Source organism: Flavobacterium channae (assembly GCF_021172165.1).
In the GTDB taxonomy this organism is placed as follows: Bacteria; Bacteroidota; Bacteroidia; order Flavobacteriales; family Flavobacteriaceae; genus Flavobacterium; species Flavobacterium channae.
The window spans coordinates 1789218-1807480 of record NZ_CP089096.1 but is presented as its reverse complement, the minus strand read 5'-3'; the positions used below and the strand labels follow the sequence as shown (position 1 = coordinate 1807480).

The window sequence follows — 18263 nt, the reverse complement described above, 5'->3', positions numbered from 1 at the left end:
TATGAGTTTATTTAAGTATTTAACAAGCCGAACTTTTTTTATTCAAGTTTTTATAGCCATTTCTATTGTGGTGGTTTTCACTTTTTTAGTAATTCAATTTCTAGATTTTAGAACCAATCATGGTCAAGAAATTAAAGTGCCAGATTTGGCTAAAATGAAATTAGAAACTGCTGAAGAAAAGTTAAATGAGCTTGATTTAGAAGTTTTTTTATTAGATACAGTTGAGTTTAATGCTGATTTTCCTCCTTTTACTATCTTGGAACAAGATCCAAAAGCGGGAAGTTTGGTAAAAGATGGACGTAAAGTATATGTGAAATTGAATGCAGGAGAGTTTACCGATATTACAATCCCTGAATTTAAGGATAAAACGTTCCGTCAAATTTCGGCAACTATTAAATCGCTAACATTAAAAGAAGGAAAAATTACTTATAAACCGCATATTGCAAAAGATATTGTATTGCAAATCTATCAAAATGGTAAACGTTTAAGAGCAGGAGATAAGGTAAAGAAAAGTTCTACTTTAGATTTTGTTTTAGGTGATGGTAAAGAGGTTTTCAACGAAGAAACATTTAGTTCTGAAGAACCAGCAGATACTTTACCGCCAACAGAAGAAGTAAAACCAGAAGAATTTAAAGAAGATAATGGCGGATTATAATGTAGGAAATGAACTCGAAGACGAGTTATACGAACATCATCGTTTTGAAGCAAGTAAAGGGCAATCAGCCTTACGAGTGGATAAATTTTTGATGAACATGATTGAAAATACCACACGAAATAAGATTCAACAAGCAGCAGAGCAAGGTTCGATTTTAGTTAATGATGTTCCAGTTAAATCGAATTACAAAGTAAAAGCAGGAGATGTAGTGCGATTGGTTTTAGCGCATCCTACTTATGAGCAGTTGCTTACACCTGAAAATATTCCTTTAGATATTGTTTATGAAGACGATCAATTGTTGGTTATAAATAAACCAGCAGGAATGGTTGTGCATCCCGGACATGGGAATTATTCAGGAACTTTGGTAAATGCCTTGGCTTATCATTTTGAGAATTTACCAATGAACAGTTCAGAACGACCTGGATTGGTTCACAGAATTGATAAAGATACAACTGGATTGTTAGTTGTTGCGAAAACAGAATTAGCAATGGCTTATTTGACTAAACAATTTGCAGAAAAAACTTCTGAACGTGAATATATTGCTTTGGTTTGGGGAAATATCGAAGAAGATGAAGGTACGATTGAAGGAAACATTGGAAGACACGATTCAAATCGTATGCAAATGGCAGTTCATGAAGATGAAGAAAAAGGAAAACCAGCTGTAACGCACTATAAAGTTTTAGAACGATTTGGTTATGTTACTTTAGTATCTTGTCAATTAGAAACTGGAAGAACACATCAGATTCGTGTACATATGAAACATATTGGTCACACTCTTTTTAACGATGAACGATATGGTGGAAATGCTATTTTAAAAGGAACTACTTTTACCAAATACAAGCAATTTGTAGACAATTGTTTTAAAGTGTTGCCAAGACAAGCGTTACATGCAAAAACATTAGGTTTTGAACATCCTATAACAAAGGAATTTTTGCGATTCGATTCTGAAATTCCTCAAGATTTACAGGAATGTATCGAGAAATGGAGAGTGTATTCAAAAGCACAAACATATACGGAAGAATAATAAAAAAGCCCTTTTTAAAAGGGCTTTTTTATTAATGCATAGCTTCGCTTAAATCAACTTTGTTTTTACCTTTTTTGATAAATAAGATAAAAGGTATACAAATTAGGAACAGTACTCCTAAATACATGAATACATCCATATAAGATAAAACCGTACTTTGTTTGGTTACTGATAAATTAATTAATTGATGTGCTTTATCTAAGGCTTCATTTGGACTAAAACCTTTAGTAATGAAACTTTGTTGTAAACCATGAATACGTTGTTGTACCATTGCATTTGCTCCATCAATATTTTTAATCAGATTTACACGGTGATCTTGCGATAATCTTGAAATAAAAGTTGTAATGATGGCAATACCAAATGAACCTCCTAATTGTCGCATCATTCCAGTAAATGCCGCTCCTTCACCAATCGATTTTCCTGATAAAGTAGAAAGTGAAAGCGTTGTAATGGGTACGAATAATAATCCTAAACCAAATCCACGAACAATCAGTGGCCAAAACATATGTTCAGTTCCTGTATCTGGTGTCATAATGTTATGCATCCAAAAAGTAAAGACAAAGAACATCAAGAAACCTCCTGCAACTAAATAGGGTTGAGGTACACCTTTCTGAATTAATTTACCAATTATTGGCATCATAAAAGCTGTCATCAATGAACTTGGTATCAATAATAAACCAGCATCTGTAGCAGTCCAACCTAAAACAGATTGTGTATATATTGGAATAATAAAAGTTGAACCGTATAACCCAAATCCGAGGACAAAACTCAAAATGGTTCCGACTCTCAAATTGTTATCTTTCAAAACCCTTAAATTCACTATGGGATATTCGTAGACGAGCTGTCTCCAGATGAAGAAAAACAAGCCGACAAAACTCATAATACTCACAATCACAATTGTACTATCATTAAACCAATCGTCTTGTTGTCCGTGTTCTAAAACAAATTGCAGCGATCCAATAAATGTTGCCAGTGTAATAATTCCCCACCAATCAACTTGATTGCTTTTTAATTTATCTCCATATTTTGGACTTCTTACATATGTTAAAGTCAATAATGTAGCAATAATTCCAATCGGTACGTTGATGTAAAAGATATAAGGCCAAGAGTAATTATCTACTAAATAACCTCCAAGTGGCGGACCTAATGTTGGTCCAACAATTACACCCATACCGTAAATAGCTTGCGCCATTCCTCTTTTTTCCACCGGATAACTTTCAGTAATAATCGTTTGAGAAGTTACCAAAAGCGCTCCACCACCTAAACCTTGAATGAATCGGAAAAGAACAAGCTCCCAAATTCCGGTTGCATTTCCACATAAAAAGGAAGAAAAGGTAAAGATGATAATAGAAGCTGCAAAGTAATTTCGTCTACCAAATTGTTGCGATAACCAACTAGTCATTGGAATTACAATTACGTTAGCAATTGCATAAGCCGTAATTACCCAAGCTACATCGGTTAAAGTAGCTCCTAAACTTCCACGCATGTCGTTTAAAGCTACGTTAACAATGGTAGTATCTACAATTTCCAATAAAGCACACAACACAGCAGTAATAGTAATAATTACCCTATCTATACCATATAGTACTAAATCGTCATTTTGTAATGTTCCTGATGCGCTCATAAATTATTTTAAGTGTACGTCTACATCTACGTTCATTCCGGCACGAAGTAAACTTACTTTTTCTTTATCGTTAGTGTTCTTTAAACTGATTTTAACAGGTAATCTTTGTATTGTTTTTACGAAGTTACCAGTTGCATTATCTGGAGGTAAAAGCGAAAAACGAGAACCTGTAGCAGGAGAGAATGATGTAATTTCGCCTACAAAAGTATAATCGGGATAAGCATCCACTTTAATTTCTACTTCTTGACCTAAGCGCATTTTGTTTAATTGTGTTTCTTTAAAATTAGCCACAACCCAAACGTCGCTTGAATTAATAATATAAAATAAAGATTGTCCTGCTTGCACCATTTGTCCTGGTTGTAAATCAATTGTCGAAACTTGTCCGTCAACAGCAGCTGTTACAACAGTATAACCTAAATTTAATTTAGCCGCATCTAACTGTGCTTGAGCTCTTTTAATGTTTGCTTCAGCTACAGTTGTTTGTTTATTAGCCACAGATGTTTTAGTTACCGAAACATTTTTTTGATAATCAGCAGCCGCTTTTTGTTGTTGTAAAGCTTTTAATTCGTTTTCTGCAACTTGTTTCGCAGCTAAAGCTTGTTCATATTGTTGCTTTGTAATTGATTTATTTGCATATAATTTCTCAAATCTTTCAAAATCGTTTTGTGCTCTCCATAATTTCACTTTAGCATTTTCAATTGAACTATAAGCAGTTTTAGCATTTGCATCGTAAACAGAAACGTTTGCATTTGCGCTACCAACATCGGCTTTTGAAACTTCAAAACTTCCTTGAGCCGCTACTAATGCTGCTTGCGCTTCTTCCACTTTTACTAAATAGTCGATATTGTCAATTGTAAATAAAGTGTCACCTTTTTTTACATTTTGATTATCTGTAACATAGATTTTTTTGATATATCCCGAAACTCTTGGGATAATTGGAGCCATATTTTGTTCTATTTGCGCATCATCTGTAGTTTCATGTGCTTGAGAATGAAAATATTTATATCCTCCATAAACAACTCCTAATACTACTAAAACAATTAGGATAATTGTAAATTTTTTATTTGTTTCTTTTTTCTTTTCCATTTTAGTTGATAGTTTTTATTAGCGTTCCTTTTGCGTATTGTAATTCGTAATATTTTTGAAGAATATCAGCTTGTGATACCGTTTCATTGATTGAAGCTTGAATTTGTTCTACATTAGCTTCTAATAAATCGTTTGTACTTGATAGCCCGTTATCATACTTATCTTTTACAATTCTGTAATTTTCATCAGATTGTTCGGCTGCTTTTTGGTACACATTAAATTGTTTTTGAGCTAATAAGTAATTTTCTTCAGCATTTTTTACTTCTTCATTGATTTGTTTCTCAAGAATTGAAGTAGAAAATTTTACTTCTTCAGATTTACTTTTAGCGATTTTAACTTCAGCGTTGTTTTTAAAAATTCCACTTAAATCGTATGAAACGCCAACACCAAAATTCATAGCATTTGTTACCGTAAGAAAGTTGTGAATATCTGCAGCAACATAACCGCCAATTAAATTAACTGAAGGAAAATAGTTTCCTTGTGCAATTTTTATTTGGTTTTTACTTGCCTCAAATTGATGATTCAAAGCGCTTAAATCAGATCTTTCAATAGATGAATTTGAAGTTTGTACTACATTTAATAGTTCTATATCTTCTTTTACAATATCGAACGAAGTGTTTTCGTCTAAATTTAAAATTGAAGCCAATTTATAGTTTAAAACATTAATGTCTTTTTTGCTTTTTTCGATAGAAAGTTCAATGTTTGATGCTTGTAATTGTGCTTTTAGTAAATCGTTATGCGCAAGTAAACCATTGTCTTCCAAATTTTTAAAATCGGTAACTCGTTGTTGCGCACTTTTTAAATTATCATTTAAAATAGTTAAGGTTTGTTGCGTTTTATAAATATTAAAATACAACGCAATGGCATAGTTAGCTAGATTTTCTTTTGTTTGGTTTTCTTGAGCAATCTCAGCTTGTAAAAGATTTTCGTGAGCTTTTATATTTTGATTAATCTTTAAACCATTAAAAAGTGGAATTGAAGCATTGGCATTTCCTAATAATATTTGGTTTATGTTTCCAAAAGACTCACCCGAACCGCCTCCTTGAAATAAAACTGGTGACGATATATTAGGTTGAGAAATTCTTTGATATTGACCTGATAATGTAAGATTTGGATACTGTTTGTTTTTTGCCTGAATTACTTCTGCTTCAGCTGTTTGTTTTTTCAAAATGGCTAAATTTGCCTGATTACTTTTGGTTGTAGCCAATTCTACTACTTCTTTCAAGCTCAATTTTTTTGGCTCTTGTGAAAAGACAAACAAAGAACTCATGAGTAATCCCAAAAGGATTGTTGTTTTCTTTTTCATATTAATTATTTTAAAATTAATGAGTTAATTGTTTTTTTTATAAAATCAGTAAAGGTTGTTTTTATGTAGTTTTCAAAGTCATCATCATTTTTTAAACCTAGAATTTCACTGTAAAAATGCTGATTTATATTCATTTGTGTAAGTGTACCAATGATAACTGGTGGAATTAATTCTACTTGAATATCATCTTTAAAAATGCCTAAATCTTGACCTTCTTTTATAATTTGGGCTAAAATTCGGATGTTATCAATCTTAATTTGTTTGAATGATTCTAAGTCAAATTCACGTTTGTTGTTACTTATTTCGTGATGAATAATTTGATAAATCGTTTTATTTTGATGAATTCTTGAAATGTAAAATTCGATAAGACGATTAATCTTTTCTAGTGGATGAATTTCTTCAGTTGTTAAACTGTTTAATAACAATTTTAATGCAGATATTCTATAGTATACAATTGCTTCTAAAAGTTTTTCTTTAGAACCAAAATAATAGGATATCATAGCTATATTAATATCTGCTGCTTTCGCAATATCTCTAATAGAAGTACCATCAAATCCTTTTTCAGCAAATAGCTTCTCCGATTTGTCTATAATATGTATTTGTTTTTCGCTTAATATCATAATATGAAATTTACTGCACAAAATTAAACATTTGTTTAAATTAAACATTTGTTTAAAAATGATATTAACGTAATTTTAACAAAAAAGACCTCTGATGAGGTCTTATAAGATTAGTATAATTGTATATTTTTTTTTAATTAAATGGATTCGACCATTTTGTATTGGTGTAAACATCAGTTCCAGATAATGTTTTTAGAAAGGCAATAACTGCATTAACTTCAGTAGCTGTTAAGTTCAATTGTTGTCCAATTCCTCCTGAAGTTAATCTAGGGTCTAAGTTGTTATTTCCAGGGGCGATATTTATGGTTCCATAATGTCCAATTGCCGCTTGTAAAGTAGTTATAACACCTGTGTGCATCATAGGTCCATTTGTAGTTCCATCAGTTTTAACTAAATCACGAAGTGATGGAGCTCTTGTATTACCAGTATCAATTCCAGTTCCAGCAATAGTTCCTATTATGCCATTGTTTAATGTGTTTGGGTCAATATCAAATTCTGGTGCTCTATGACAACCACCACAACCTAAACCGCCACTTGTTCTAACGCCGCTTGTATTAAATACTGGTGGAGTCAAGAACAAATTTTTTCCTTGGTTTTCTTCAGCAGTAAAATTTGAAAAAGGTTGTCCATCATTTGTAGCTAAAGCTCTTCCAGTATCGTACTTTGAATCAAAAGATTAAATACTTCTTATGAATTGCGCTAATGCATTTTGAATTTTTACTTCAGTAATTTCTTCAGTTCCATAAACAAATTTGAAAAGTTCTTTATAGTATCCAATTGCACTTAATCTTGTAATTTAATCATTAAATGATAAATCACCATTTTCACCACTAAAGCCCATTTCTCCATGATCTTTAATTGGCATGGTGGTTTGAGTTTCTAGGTTTAAAGCTCGTTCGTTCCAAAAGAATTTAGTTTCTGTTGCAAATCTTGAATTAATCAAACGCATAGAATGCCTGCATGTTGTGCCGTTAACTCCTGTGCTAGCAACATTTGAATCACTAAAAGCAAACTCTTGTTTGTGGCAACTTGCACAAGAAATAGTATTGTTTGAAGAATGATTTTTGTCATAAAACAAAACGCGTCCCTAAGTAGCTTCAGCATCTGTAATTGTGTTTCCTAACGAATTATCTTTAATAATATAGGCTTGAGTGGACTGATTTGCATAGTTTGCTAAATTTTCTAGATCTACAGACGAACCAAATTTGGCTTCTACAAAAGGGTATTGAGGAATCGCTTCATAATTATCATCAGAATTATTACTACAAGATGTTAATCCACAAATAGTCAAAAGACTAATAATGATTTGGTTTTTCATAGGAGTTAGTTTTAGGTTAGTAATTGTAAGACAACATTTAATAAAAAAGTTTAATTATGAGCCTGCTTTTTTTATACTTTAAAATATTCCTATATTTGAACTTTAATTATAAACAAACTAACACGAATATTAACCATGAAATTATTAGAAGGAAAAGTTGCCATTATTACAGGTGCAAGCCGTGGAATTGGTAGCGGAATTGCAAAAGTTTTTGCAGAGCAAGGTGCTAATGTTGCGTTTACATATAGTTCATCTGTTGAATCTGCAATGGCGTTAGAAAATGAATTAAATGCTTTAGGAATTAAAGCAAAAGGATATAAATCAAATGCTGCAGATTTTAATGAAGCGCAAAAATTAGTTGATGATGTTGTGGCTGAATTTGGTACAGTTGACGTGTTAATCAACAATGCCGGAATCACTAAAGATAATTTGTTGATGCGTATGTCAGAAGAAGATTTTGATAATGTATTGGCAATTAACTTAAAATCAGTTTTTAACATGACTAAAGCAGTGCAAAAAATCATGTTGAAAAATCGTAAAGGATCAATTGTAAATATGAGTAGTGTAGTAGGAGTAAAAGGAAATGCTGGTCAAGCAAATTACGCAGCTTCTAAAGCAGGTATGAACGGATTTACAAAATCTATTGCGTTAGAGTTAGGTTCAAGAAACATTCGTTGCAATGCTATTGCTCCTGGTTTTATTGAAACTGAAATGACTGCTAAATTAAACGAAGAAGTAGTTAAAGGATGGAGAGAATCTATTCCATTAAAAAGAGGTGGTACTCCAGAAGATGTAGCTAATGTTTGTGTTTTCTTAGCATCAGACATGAGTGCTTACGTTACGGGTCAGGTTCTTAATGTTGATGGAGGAATGCTTACTTAATAGTTATACTTAATAATGACAATAAACACAATTTTACTACTTATATTATCAGTAACTGTTGCTGTTGGATTGTCGTTTTACCAATATTTATATAAAGTCAAAAATCAATCAAAATTGTATTGGTTTTTGGCTTTTTTACGTTTTATATCGTTGTTTTCTATCTTTTTATTACTGATTAACCCAATTATCAGTAGAAAAACAACCGAAATTAAGAAAACACCATTACCAATTGTCGTTGATAATTCGAAGTCGATTTCTGAATTAAGAGCAACAGAAGATGCTTCATCATTATATAAAAAGATTGCAGAGAATAATGCAATTAATGAAAAATATGATGTGCAATTGTTTTCATTCGATAACGAATTCAATAGTTTACAATCTCTTGATTTTAAAGGAAAGCAATCTCATATTGATGGAGTTGCCAAAAACTTAAAACAATTATATAGAAATGTAAATTATCCGATAGTTTTATTTACAGATGGAAATCAAACTATGGGAAATGATTATGTGTTTAGTTTTCAAGAAAACACAAATGTATTACCAGTTGTTTTAGGTGATACGACTACTGTTTTTGATTTGAAGATTAACCAAATCAACGTAAATAAATATGCTTTTTTAAAGAATAAATTTCCGGTTGAAGTATTTTTACAATACAATGGGGATGAGTCGATTTCAACCACTTTTGCTATTCAAAATGGAAATCAAACCATTCATAAACAAGTAGTTAATTTCTCGAAAGATAAAAAAGCACAATCGGTTTCTGTATTGTTAAATGCCGATAAAGTTGGAATTGCAAAGTTTAAAGCCACGATTTCTTCTAATATCAAAGAGAAAAATCAGATTAATAATACTAAGAATTTTGCTGTTGAAGTTATTGATCAACGAAGTGAAGTTGCATTAATTTCAGCAATTAATCATCCCGATTTAGGTGCTTTAAAAAGAAGTATTGAGCAAAATCAACAACGCAAAGTAACCATTCTTAAACCAACTGAAGTTAAGTCTTTACAGAATTACAATGTTTTAATTTTTTATCAGCCAAATACTACTTTTAAACCAATTTTTGATCAAAATAAAGTCGCTCAAGTCAATACATTTTTGATTACAGGAACAGCAACAGATTTTGGTTTTCTAAATCAAATTCAAGACGATTTCTTGTTTAAATTATCTGCTCAAAAAGAAGATTATTTGGCTACTTATGAATCAGGTTTTAATTTGTTTGCCCAATCCAGTATTGGTTTTGAAAATTTTCCACCTTTAGAAAATAATTTTGGAACTATTGCAGTAAAAGGTAAAGTTAACACCTTACTTTCCGCTAGAATTAGGAATGTGCAACTTCAAAATCCTTTACTAACATTTACAGAAAATGGTAGTAAAAGAAGTGCTTATTTGTTTGGAGAAAACATTTGGAAATGGCGATTAGAAAATCATTTGTCAAAGAAATCTTTTGAAGACTTTGATTTGTTTACAGATAAGATTGTTCAGTTTTTGGTTTCAAATGCTTCAAAAAAGAATTTGAATGTTACTTACGAAAGTTTTTATAACGCTGGTGAAAGCATAGAAATAACAGCAGAATATTTCAATAAAAACTATGAGTTTGATGAAAAAGCCCAACTAACTATTCAAGTTGTAAATTCGAAAACCAACGCATCAAAAAAATACGATTTATTGAAATCGAATAATTCCTATAAAGTAAACTTAGATGGATTAGAAGCTGGTTTATATACTTTTAAAGTTTCTGAAATACAATCCAATACTAGTTTTTCAGGAACTTTTGAAGTTTTAGATTTTGAAATTGAAAAACAATTTGTAAATCCAGACAAAAGCCGATTAGAACAATTGGCTGCTAATACAAATGGAACGGTTTATTACCCAAATCAAATAGAGAAATTGATTCAAAATTTGATTGAAAATGAAAACTATATTCCAACACAAAAAGAAACCATCAAAAAATCACCACTTATCGATTGGATTTGGCTTCTAATCATTGCTGTTCTTTCATTAGCAACAGAATGGTTTGTTAGAAAGTATAACGGTTTGTTATAATTTAATTGTCATTGTTCTTTTAAAAACAGCATCTTTTTCTAATAAATTAATGCCTTCTTTTTTAGAAAGTTCTCCATTATGATTCACGTTATCTGCTAAACCACACCAAGGTTCAATGCACAAATAAGGAGCGTTTGGTTTTGTCCAAATTCCTAAATAAGGGAAACCTTCAAATTGAACTGATAGAACTTCTTGTCCGTTTTTCAGCAAGGTTAATTCGTCAGAGTTTAAATGTTTAAATACCAAAGCATCTTTTTCAAAAAGCAAATAATCTAATGAAATGGCATTGTTTTCTGAATTGATTTCTTTGAAAGTGTTGTTAAATTGTTCGTTTTCTAATTCGTACGAGATGAATTTATCGTCTTTATTAAAACGTAAAGAATAGTCTGAAAAGTTATTTTCTATTGTAAAAGCAGGATGTGCTCCAATTGAAAAAGGCATTGTTTCATTTGATTTATTTACAATCGAATAATTCATTTTTAAGGAATTTCCTTCTAATACATATTCTAATTGCAATTGAAAATCAAATGGGTAGTTTTTTAAAGTTTCCGAATTGCTTTCTAATTGAAAAAGCACCGAATTTTCGGTTTGGTTTACAATCTGAAAATCATAATTTCTAGCAAATCCATGTCGAGGTAATTCAAAAGTTGTATTGTTTACCGAATAGGAATCATTTTTTAATCGACCTACAATTGGAAATAAAATAGGTGATGTTTTGTTCCAATAGGTTTCATCAACTGTCCAAATGTAATTTTTATTGTCTTTTTCTAAACGAATTAATTCGGCACCAATTGAATTAATTGAAGCTGATATTTTTGAATTTGAAATTGTGATTATCATTTTTTAAAATTACGTTTTAATAAACTGTAAATTACAGTATCCGTAAACTCGTTGTTGTAATAAAAATTCTCTTTAAAATGCGCTTCTTTTTCAAATCCATTTTTTTGTAAAACGCGTTCCGAAGCAACATGTCTTGAATCGATAACGGCTTCAATAGAGTGGAAATTAAGAGTGTTAAAAGCAAAATTTAATAGTGTTTTTACCGCTTCGGTAACATATCCTTTTCCATTGTGTTCAGCAACTATCATGTAACCCAACTCAGTTCTATAATGCTCAGGTTGTGTTTGATAAAATCCCATTATTCCGATGCATTTATCAGAACCTTTTTCTGTTACAGCCCAATTGATATCCGTATTTTCATCAATTTTGTCATTTATCATTTTGATATAGGCTAATGCTTCTTCAGTATTGGTGATTAAAGGTCTTGGAATAAACTGCATATTTTCTTTGCTTCCTCTAAGAGCAATAACTTCATTAGCATCTGAATCTGTTAGTTTTCTGAATCGTAATCGTTCTGATTCCAGTATAGGGAAAGGCGAGTAGTTTAGTTCTAGCATTATTTTTTTATTTGAATTTTGTTATTGAGCTTGAATATGCTCTTGAATAGCTTTGTCATGTAATTTACTTAGAAACACAATCATACAAATTGCTCCAATGGTTGCATAGAGCATGTCAGATTGTGTATCCCAAATATAGCCTTGAGTTCCTAAAAAAGCATCGCCACCTTCACCTGTACATAATGAAACTCCCCATTCTAACCATTCATAAGCGGCACTAATAGCCAAACAAATAGATACAATTATGAAATTAAAGAAACTCTTATTTGCAATTACATTTTTACGAATGAACAATTCTCTCACAATTATTGCTGGTACAAAGCCTTGAGCGAAATGACCAACTTTATCGTAATTATTTCTGCTTTGCTCAAATGCTTCTTTTATCCATTCAAAAAGTGGAACTTCGGCATACGTGTAATGCCCACCCCAAAAGAGTATAAAACAATGAATTAATATGAAAAAGTAAGTGAAATTAGTAAATCTAAAACGTTTATGAGTGAAAGCCAAGATTGTAAAACCAATTATTGCAGGTAAAACTTCTAAAAACCAAGTGAAATATTCTTTTGGATTAATTCCGGAAATTACTAAACCTAAAAAGAATAGAATAGTGTAAAGTTGTAGTTTTTTCATTTAGTTAAGTTGCTTTTTTTAAGCCTAAAAGTTTAATATGTTTTTGAAGTAATTAGAATAGTTAACCAAATTTAATCAAATTATTCGTTGAAATCTAAATCTTTGTTATGAGTTTCTGCAATTGTTAGAGTAGAGTAGATGCCTAAGCCAAATGCAAATAAACCAACTATGGCTGCCGCAACGATAACTCCGTTATTAATTTTTAAGCTATCGAAAGCTAAAAGCATAACTGGTAGTAAACCTCTTACCATGTTAGGGATTGTTGTTGTAGCTGTACTTCTTATGTTGGTTCCAAATTGTTCTGCTCCAACAGTCACAAACATAGCCCAGTAGCCAGTTCCTAAGCCAAGCCAAGCACAATAGAAATAATACATGTTTTCAGATTTTGCTCCTTTAAATAATAACAAACAAACTCCAACAATAGTAAAAAGCATCATGTAAAAAATTGCTTTTTTTCGAGAAGCTAACCAATGTGAAATAAAACCACTAGCAAAATCACCAATTGAGATTCCAATATAAGCCCACATTATTGCTTTTCCAGGTTGAATACTTGAAATTCCCATAACTGGCGCAAACTGATTGGCCATTACAGCTAAAATTCCAATACAATACCACGTAGGCAAACCAATTGCAATGCATTTTGTGTATTTTACAAAACGATTCCAATTGGTAAAAAATGAAAAGAAGTTTCCTTTTTTAATTGATGTATCATCTTTAATATCATTGTAAATCCCAGACTCAGCAACGCTAATTCTTAAAACTAATAGCATTAATCCTAAAGCTCCACCAATATAATAGGCAATTGTCCAATCTCCGGCTAATTCTACGGTTAGTTGCGCTACAACTGCTCCAAGCAGTCCAAATCCTGCAACAATAGAGGTTCCAATAGCACGCAATTGTTTTGGTAAAGATTCAGAAACTAAAGTTATTCCAGCGCCTAATTCGCCTGCCAAACCAACTCCAGCAATAAAGCGTAACCAAGCATAAAGCATCGTTTTGTCTTCAAATGGAAAATTTGGTAAAAATCCACAAGCAATATTGGCTAATGAATAAACTAAAATAGAACCAAAAAGCACAGAAAGTCTTCCTTTTTTGTCACCCAGAATTCCCCATAAAATACCTCCTAGAAGTAATCCTACCATTTGAAAGTTTAAAATTAAAGTTCCTGCAGTATCGACATCTAAATTTAAATCTTTTAAACTAGGAACGCGCACAATTCCGAAAAGTAATAAATCATAAATATCAACAAAATAGCCTAGTGCGGCTACAATAACTGGAAATGATAATAAGTGTTTTAGTTTTTCTTGAAAAGTAAAATCTGACATGGTAGTTTTTTGGTTAGTTTTTGGTAAAAATAATTATTATCAGGTAATATTTGATTTTGTTTAAAAATTTAATCCGAAAATAGATGAAATGTAATTAACGAATCTTTTGAGTTTTGTTTTAAAAATATGATGTATTTCAAAATTTGAATTACTAAATTTGAAAAAAAAGCACATGAAAAAGTTTAATTTAATTCTAGTTATATTATTTATTCAGATTGGTTTTTCTCAAACTGATTCAAGAATTTATGATATAATTAATTCAGTTTCAACAAAAAGAATTGAAAGTGATATAAAAACGCTAGCCAATTTTGGAACGAGAAATACTTTTAGCGATACCATCTCAAATAAAAGAGGTATTGGAGCTGCTAGAAGATGGATTAAATCGGAATTTGAAAAGGTTTCAAAAGAATGTTCCAATTGCTTAGAAGTTTTTTATCAAAAAGACTTTGTTACTACAAATGACGGAGAAAGAGTTCCAAAAGACACTTGGATTGTTAATGTTGTAGCAGTTCAAAGAGGTTTAAAAAACAGCAATCGTTACGTTATTATGACGGGTGATATTGATAGTAGAAACTCTGATCCAATAGATTTCACAAAAGATGCTCCTGGTGCAAACGATAATGCTTCTGGAATGGCAGGAACAATTGAAGCAGCAAGGGTTTTATCAAAGTATAAATTTGATTACAATATTGTTTACTTGGGATTATCAGGTGAGGAGCAAGGTCTGTTTGGAGGTAAAGGTTTTGCGGAATATGCAAAAAAAAATAATTGGGACATAATCGGGGTTTTAAATAACGATATGATTGGAAATATCGAAGGAGTTGATGGTGTAATTGATAATAGAACTTTTCGAATATTTTCTGAGCCAACTCCAATTACAGAAACCGATAAAGAGAAAAGTAATAGACGATTTTATGGTGGAGAAGTCGATGGAATTTCAAGACAGTTAGCACGATATATTCATAAATTGACAACTACTTATATGCCTGAATTGAATCCGATGATGGTGTATAGATTGGATCGTTTTGGTAGAGGAGGGCATCACAGACCTTTCAATGATTTAGGTTTTTCCGGAGTGCGAATCATGGAAGCACATGAAAATTATAATCGTCAGCATCAAGATTTGAGAACTGAAAACGGAATTAAATATGGCGATGTAATTGAAGGCGTTAATTTTGAATATGCTAATAAATTAACAGCTGTTAACGCAATTACTTTGGCTAGTTTGGCTTGGGCAACTCCTGAGCCTAAAAATGTTAGAATAGGAGGGATTGTGCAACCAAATACGAAATTAAAATGGGATAAAGTTTCCGACGAAAATTGTATTGGATATAAGATATATTGGCGATTAACAACTTCTCCTCAATGGGAATTTAGTCGTTTTGTAGGTGATGTTGATACTTTTGAACTACAAGGAATTGTTATTGATAATTATTATTTTGGAGTAGCCTCGGTTTCAAAATCAGGTGCAGAAAGTGTTGTGGTATTTCCTAATGATATTATTCGAACTACTTTTAAAAGAAACTAGTTAAATAAAGAAACACCGATTCATGATTAAATCGGTGTTTCCCAAACTAAAACAAACTTAACCCATTATTTACCCATGGATCAGGGGTATTGCGTTTTTGAATTTATTTTGCTAGCTCAGTTTGATTTCTAAAAACCAATTGTCCGTCAAAACTATCCAAAAGTATAATACTATCTGTAGTGACTTTTCCAGCTAAAATTTCTTTAGAAAGCTGATTCAAAACTTCGCGTTGAATAACTCTTTTTACTGGTCTTGCCCCATATTGAGGATCAAATCCTTTTTTAGCCAAATAATCAATTGCTTCAGGCGTAGCATCCATGACAATTTGTTGATTTTCTAGCATTTTTATAATTCCTTTTAATTGTAAGCCTACTATTTCTTTGATGTTGGTATCTGTAAGCGGAGTGAACATTACAATTTCGTCAATACGATTTATAAATTCAGGACGAACAGTTTGTTTCAATAAGCCTAAAACTTCTGTTTTTGCTGCTTCTGTTGCAGCCTCGATTCCTCCTTTTAAATTCTCAAATTTTTCCTGAATAATGTGACTTCCAATATTCGAGGTCATAATGATAATTGTATTTTTAAAATCAGCAACACGACCTTTATTATCAGTTAATCTACCTTCATCTAAAACTTGTAATAAAATATTAAAAGTATCTGGATGTGCTTTTTCAATTTCGTCTAACAGTACTACCGAATAAGGTTTTCTTCTCACCGCTTCTGTTAATTGACCACCTTCATCATAACCGACATACCCAGGAGGCGCTCCAACCAATCGGCTTACCGAATGACGCTCTTGGTATTCACTCATATCAATACGAGTCATGGCATTATCATCGTCAAATAAATATTCGGCTAATGCTTTTGCTAGTTCTGTTTTACCAACACCTGTTGTTCCTAAAAATAAGAACGATCCAATTGGTTTTTTCATGTCTTGTAAACCAGCACGACTTCTTCTTACGGCATCACTAACAGCTTCAATAGCTTCTTCTTGACCTACAACTCTTCTGTGTAATTCTTCTTCTAAGCGAAGTAATTTTTCTCTCTCGCCTTGAAGCATTTTCATTACCGGAATTCTAGTCCATTTGGCAACAACTTCAGCAATATCTTCACGGGTTACTTCTTCTTTTATTAATGAAGTTCCCGCTTGATTTTCTGCCAATTGTTTTTGCAAACTATCCAAGCGTTCTTGAGCTTCTTTGATTTTTCCATAACGAATTTCCGCTACTTTTCCATAATCACCATTTCGTTCTGCTTGTTCTGCTTCTATTTTGAAATCTTCAATTTCTTGTTTTACATTTTGAATGTTATCAACCACATCTTTCTCCGATTTCCATTTAGTGAAAATTTCGTTTCTATCTTCCTTTAGATTTGCCAAATCCAATCCTAAAGATTTTAACTTTGTTTCATCATTCTCTCTCTTGATAGCTTCAATTTCGATTTCCAATTGCATTATTTTTCTATCCAAAACGTCTAATTCTTCTGGTTTTGAATTGATTTCCATTCGTAATTTAGAAGCAGCTTCGTCCATTAAATCAATTGCTTTATCTGGAAGAAAACGATTGGTAATATAGCGTTGCGATAGTTCAACAGCAGCTATAATTGCATCGTCTTTGATACGAACTTTATGATGTGTTTCGTATTTTTCTTTAATACCACGTAAAATTGAAACTGCACTTTCTGTATCTGGTTCGTCTACCATTACTTTTTGGAAACGTCTTTCTAAAGCTTTGTCCTTTTCGAAATATTTTTGATACTCATCTAAAGTTGTTGCACCAATTGCTCTTAGTTCTCCACGTGCTAAAGCAGGTTTTAAAATGTTAGCAGCATCCATAGCGCCTTCGCCACCACCAGCTCCTACAAGCGTGTGAATTTCGTCAATGAAAAGTACGATATCACCTTCAGCAGAAGTAACTTCTTTTACTACAGCTTTTAATCGTTCTTCAAATTCCCCTTTATATTTTGCACCTGCAATCAAAGCTCCCATATCAAGCGAGTAAACCACTTTATCTTTTAGATTTTCAGGCACGTCACCATCTACGATTCTATGCGCTAAACCCTCTGCAATAGCGGTTTTACCAACTCCAGGTTCACCAACAAGCATTGGATTATTTTTAGTTCTACGCGTTAAAATTTGTAAAACTCTACGAATTTCTTCATCACGACCAATTACGGGATCTAATTTTCCGTTTTTAGCTAAATCATTAAGGTTTTTAGCGTATTTGTTTAACGAATTATATGTTTCTTCAGCTGAAGCAGATGTTACTCTTTCTCCTTTTCTGATTTCAGCAATAGCTGCTTCCAAACCTTTTTCTGTAACGCCTTGATCTTTTAAAATTTGAGAAACTTTACTTTTCGATTTGAAAATGGCTAATATTAAATGTTCGATAGAAACATATTCATCGTTCATTTTTTTAGCAATAATTTCTGCTTCGTTAACGGTTGTACCTGCTTCTCTAGAAAACATGATATCACCACCAGAAACTTTTGGAAAACTTTGAATTGTGCTTTCTAGGACTTTTTTGAAAAGATCTACATTAACGTTTAGTTTTTTTAGGATAAAAGGAGTTACGTTTTCATCGACTTCCAATATTCCTTTAAAGATATGTTCGTTTTCGAGCTGTTGTTGCCCGAAACTTTGTGCAATTTGCTGTGCTTGTTGCAAAGCTTCTTGCGATTTGATTGTAAATTTATTGATATTCATTTTTTAAATAATTCTATAGTTTGTTGTTCTCAAGCAGAATCATTCAATATATGTTCCAATGTTTAAAATGTGTCAAAATGGCTTGTTTTAAGTGTTTGTTTGATAAAAAACAAGTCAT

At 31.8% G+C, this 18263-nt stretch carries 17 protein-coding genes; 5 read left to right on the top strand and 12 right to left on the bottom strand.

Annotation, left to right across the window (positions count from 1 at the left end; genetic code table 11):
* Position 1: 1 nt before the first annotated feature.
* Positions 2 to 655 carry a PASTA domain-containing protein gene (locus LOS89_RS08345; RefSeq protein ID WP_231834824.1) on the top strand — a complete coding sequence of 218 codons (654 nt, stop codon included), beginning with the start codon at positions 2 to 4 and terminating at the stop codon, positions 653 to 655.
* On the top strand, positions 642 to 1679 hold the full coding sequence (locus LOS89_RS08340) for an RluA family pseudouridine synthase (RefSeq protein WP_231834823.1): 1038 nt from the start codon (positions 642 to 644) through the stop codon (positions 1677 to 1679). Before LOS89_RS08345 ends, LOS89_RS08340 begins: the two co-directional genes overlap by 14 nt.
* A 31-nt stretch (positions 1680 to 1710) precedes the next feature.
* On the opposite strand, the gene LOS89_RS08335 is transcribed toward LOS89_RS08340, so the two are convergent.
* From LOS89_RS08335 to LOS89_RS08305, 7 genes are all read right to left on the bottom strand, one after another.
* Positions 1711 to 3303 (bottom strand): MDR family MFS transporter, encoded by a 1593-nt coding sequence (locus LOS89_RS08335; protein ID WP_231834822.1) that lies wholly within the window; start codon positions 3301 to 3303, stop codon positions 1711 to 1713.
* A gap of 3 nt (positions 3304 to 3306) precedes the next feature.
* Positions 3307 to 4389, bottom strand: coding sequence for an HlyD family secretion protein (locus tag LOS89_RS08330; RefSeq protein WP_231834821.1), 1083 nt, complete (start codon positions 4387 to 4389; stop codon positions 3307 to 3309).
* A gap of 1 nt (position 4390) precedes the next feature.
* Positions 4391 to 5695: a TolC family protein gene (locus LOS89_RS08325; RefSeq protein WP_231834820.1), complete on the bottom strand. Its 1305-nt coding sequence runs from the start codon at positions 5693 to 5695 to the stop codon at positions 4391 to 4393.
* Positions 5696 to 5700: 5 nt separating this feature from the next.
* Complete coding sequence (locus tag LOS89_RS08320; protein WP_231834819.1) at positions 5701 to 6315, bottom strand: TetR/AcrR family transcriptional regulator; 615 nt, start codon at positions 6313 to 6315, stop codon at positions 5701 to 5703.
* A gap of 133 nt (positions 6316 to 6448) precedes the next feature.
* Positions 6449 to 6889, bottom strand: coding sequence for a hypothetical protein (locus tag LOS89_RS08315; RefSeq protein WP_231834818.1), 441 nt, complete (start codon positions 6887 to 6889; stop codon positions 6449 to 6451).
* Between the two features lie 222 nt (positions 6890 to 7111).
* Positions 7112 to 7393 carry a cytochrome-c peroxidase gene (locus LOS89_RS08310; protein WP_231834817.1) on the bottom strand — a complete coding sequence of 94 codons (282 nt, stop codon included), beginning with the start codon at positions 7391 to 7393 and terminating at the stop codon, positions 7112 to 7114.
* A 9-nt stretch (positions 7394 to 7402) separates the two neighbouring features.
* Entirely contained in the window at positions 7403 to 7633 is a 231-nt protein-coding gene (locus LOS89_RS08305) for a hypothetical protein (RefSeq protein WP_231834816.1), read from the bottom strand.
* Between the two features lie 135 nt (positions 7634 to 7768).
* Here LOS89_RS08305 and fabG point away from each other — a divergent pair, with 135 nt between their 5' ends.
* Together fabG and LOS89_RS08295 are read left to right on the top strand one after the other, a co-directional pair.
* Complete coding sequence (gene fabG / locus LOS89_RS08300; RefSeq protein WP_231834815.1) at positions 7769 to 8515, top strand: 3-oxoacyl-[acyl-carrier-protein] reductase; 747 nt, start codon at positions 7769 to 7771, stop codon at positions 8513 to 8515.
* A 15-nt stretch (positions 8516 to 8530) separates the two neighbouring features.
* Positions 8531 to 10558, top strand: a complete 2028-nt coding sequence (locus LOS89_RS08295) for a hypothetical protein (RefSeq protein ID WP_231834814.1) — start codon at positions 8531 to 8533, stop codon at positions 10556 to 10558.
* Here the strand turns inward: LOS89_RS08295 and LOS89_RS08290 are convergent.
* From LOS89_RS08290 to LOS89_RS08275, 4 genes are all read right to left on the bottom strand, one after another.
* Positions 10553 to 11398: an aldose 1-epimerase family protein gene (locus LOS89_RS08290; RefSeq protein ID WP_231834813.1), complete on the bottom strand. Its 846-nt coding sequence runs from the start codon at positions 11396 to 11398 to the stop codon at positions 10553 to 10555. The two genes, LOS89_RS08295 and LOS89_RS08290, sit on opposite strands and share 6 nt — an antisense overlap.
* On the bottom strand, positions 11395 to 11955 hold the full coding sequence (locus tag LOS89_RS08285) for a GNAT family N-acetyltransferase (protein WP_231834812.1): 561 nt from the start codon (positions 11953 to 11955) through the stop codon (positions 11395 to 11397). Before LOS89_RS08285 ends, LOS89_RS08290 begins: the two co-directional genes overlap by 4 nt.
* Before the next feature lie 21 nt (positions 11956 to 11976).
* Positions 11977 to 12585, bottom strand: coding sequence for a DUF2238 domain-containing protein (locus LOS89_RS08280; RefSeq protein WP_231834811.1), 609 nt, complete (start codon positions 12583 to 12585; stop codon positions 11977 to 11979).
* An 80-nt stretch (positions 12586 to 12665) separates the two neighbouring features.
* Positions 12666 to 13910, bottom strand: coding sequence for an MFS transporter (locus tag LOS89_RS08275; protein WP_231834810.1), 1245 nt, complete (start codon positions 13908 to 13910; stop codon positions 12666 to 12668).
* 172 nt (positions 13911 to 14082) lie between these two features.
* Between LOS89_RS08275 and LOS89_RS08270 the strand changes: the two genes are divergently transcribed.
* Positions 14083 to 15438: a M28 family peptidase gene (locus LOS89_RS08270; RefSeq protein ID WP_231834809.1), complete on the top strand. Its 1356-nt coding sequence runs from the start codon at positions 14083 to 14085 to the stop codon at positions 15436 to 15438.
* 103 nt (positions 15439 to 15541) lie between these two features.
* Here the strand turns inward: LOS89_RS08270 and clpB are convergent, their stop codons facing one another.
* On the bottom strand, positions 15542 to 18145 hold the full coding sequence (clpB, locus tag LOS89_RS08265; protein WP_231834808.1) for an ATP-dependent chaperone ClpB: 2604 nt from the start codon (positions 18143 to 18145) through the stop codon (positions 15542 to 15544).
* Positions 18146 to 18263: the final 118 nt, after the last annotated feature.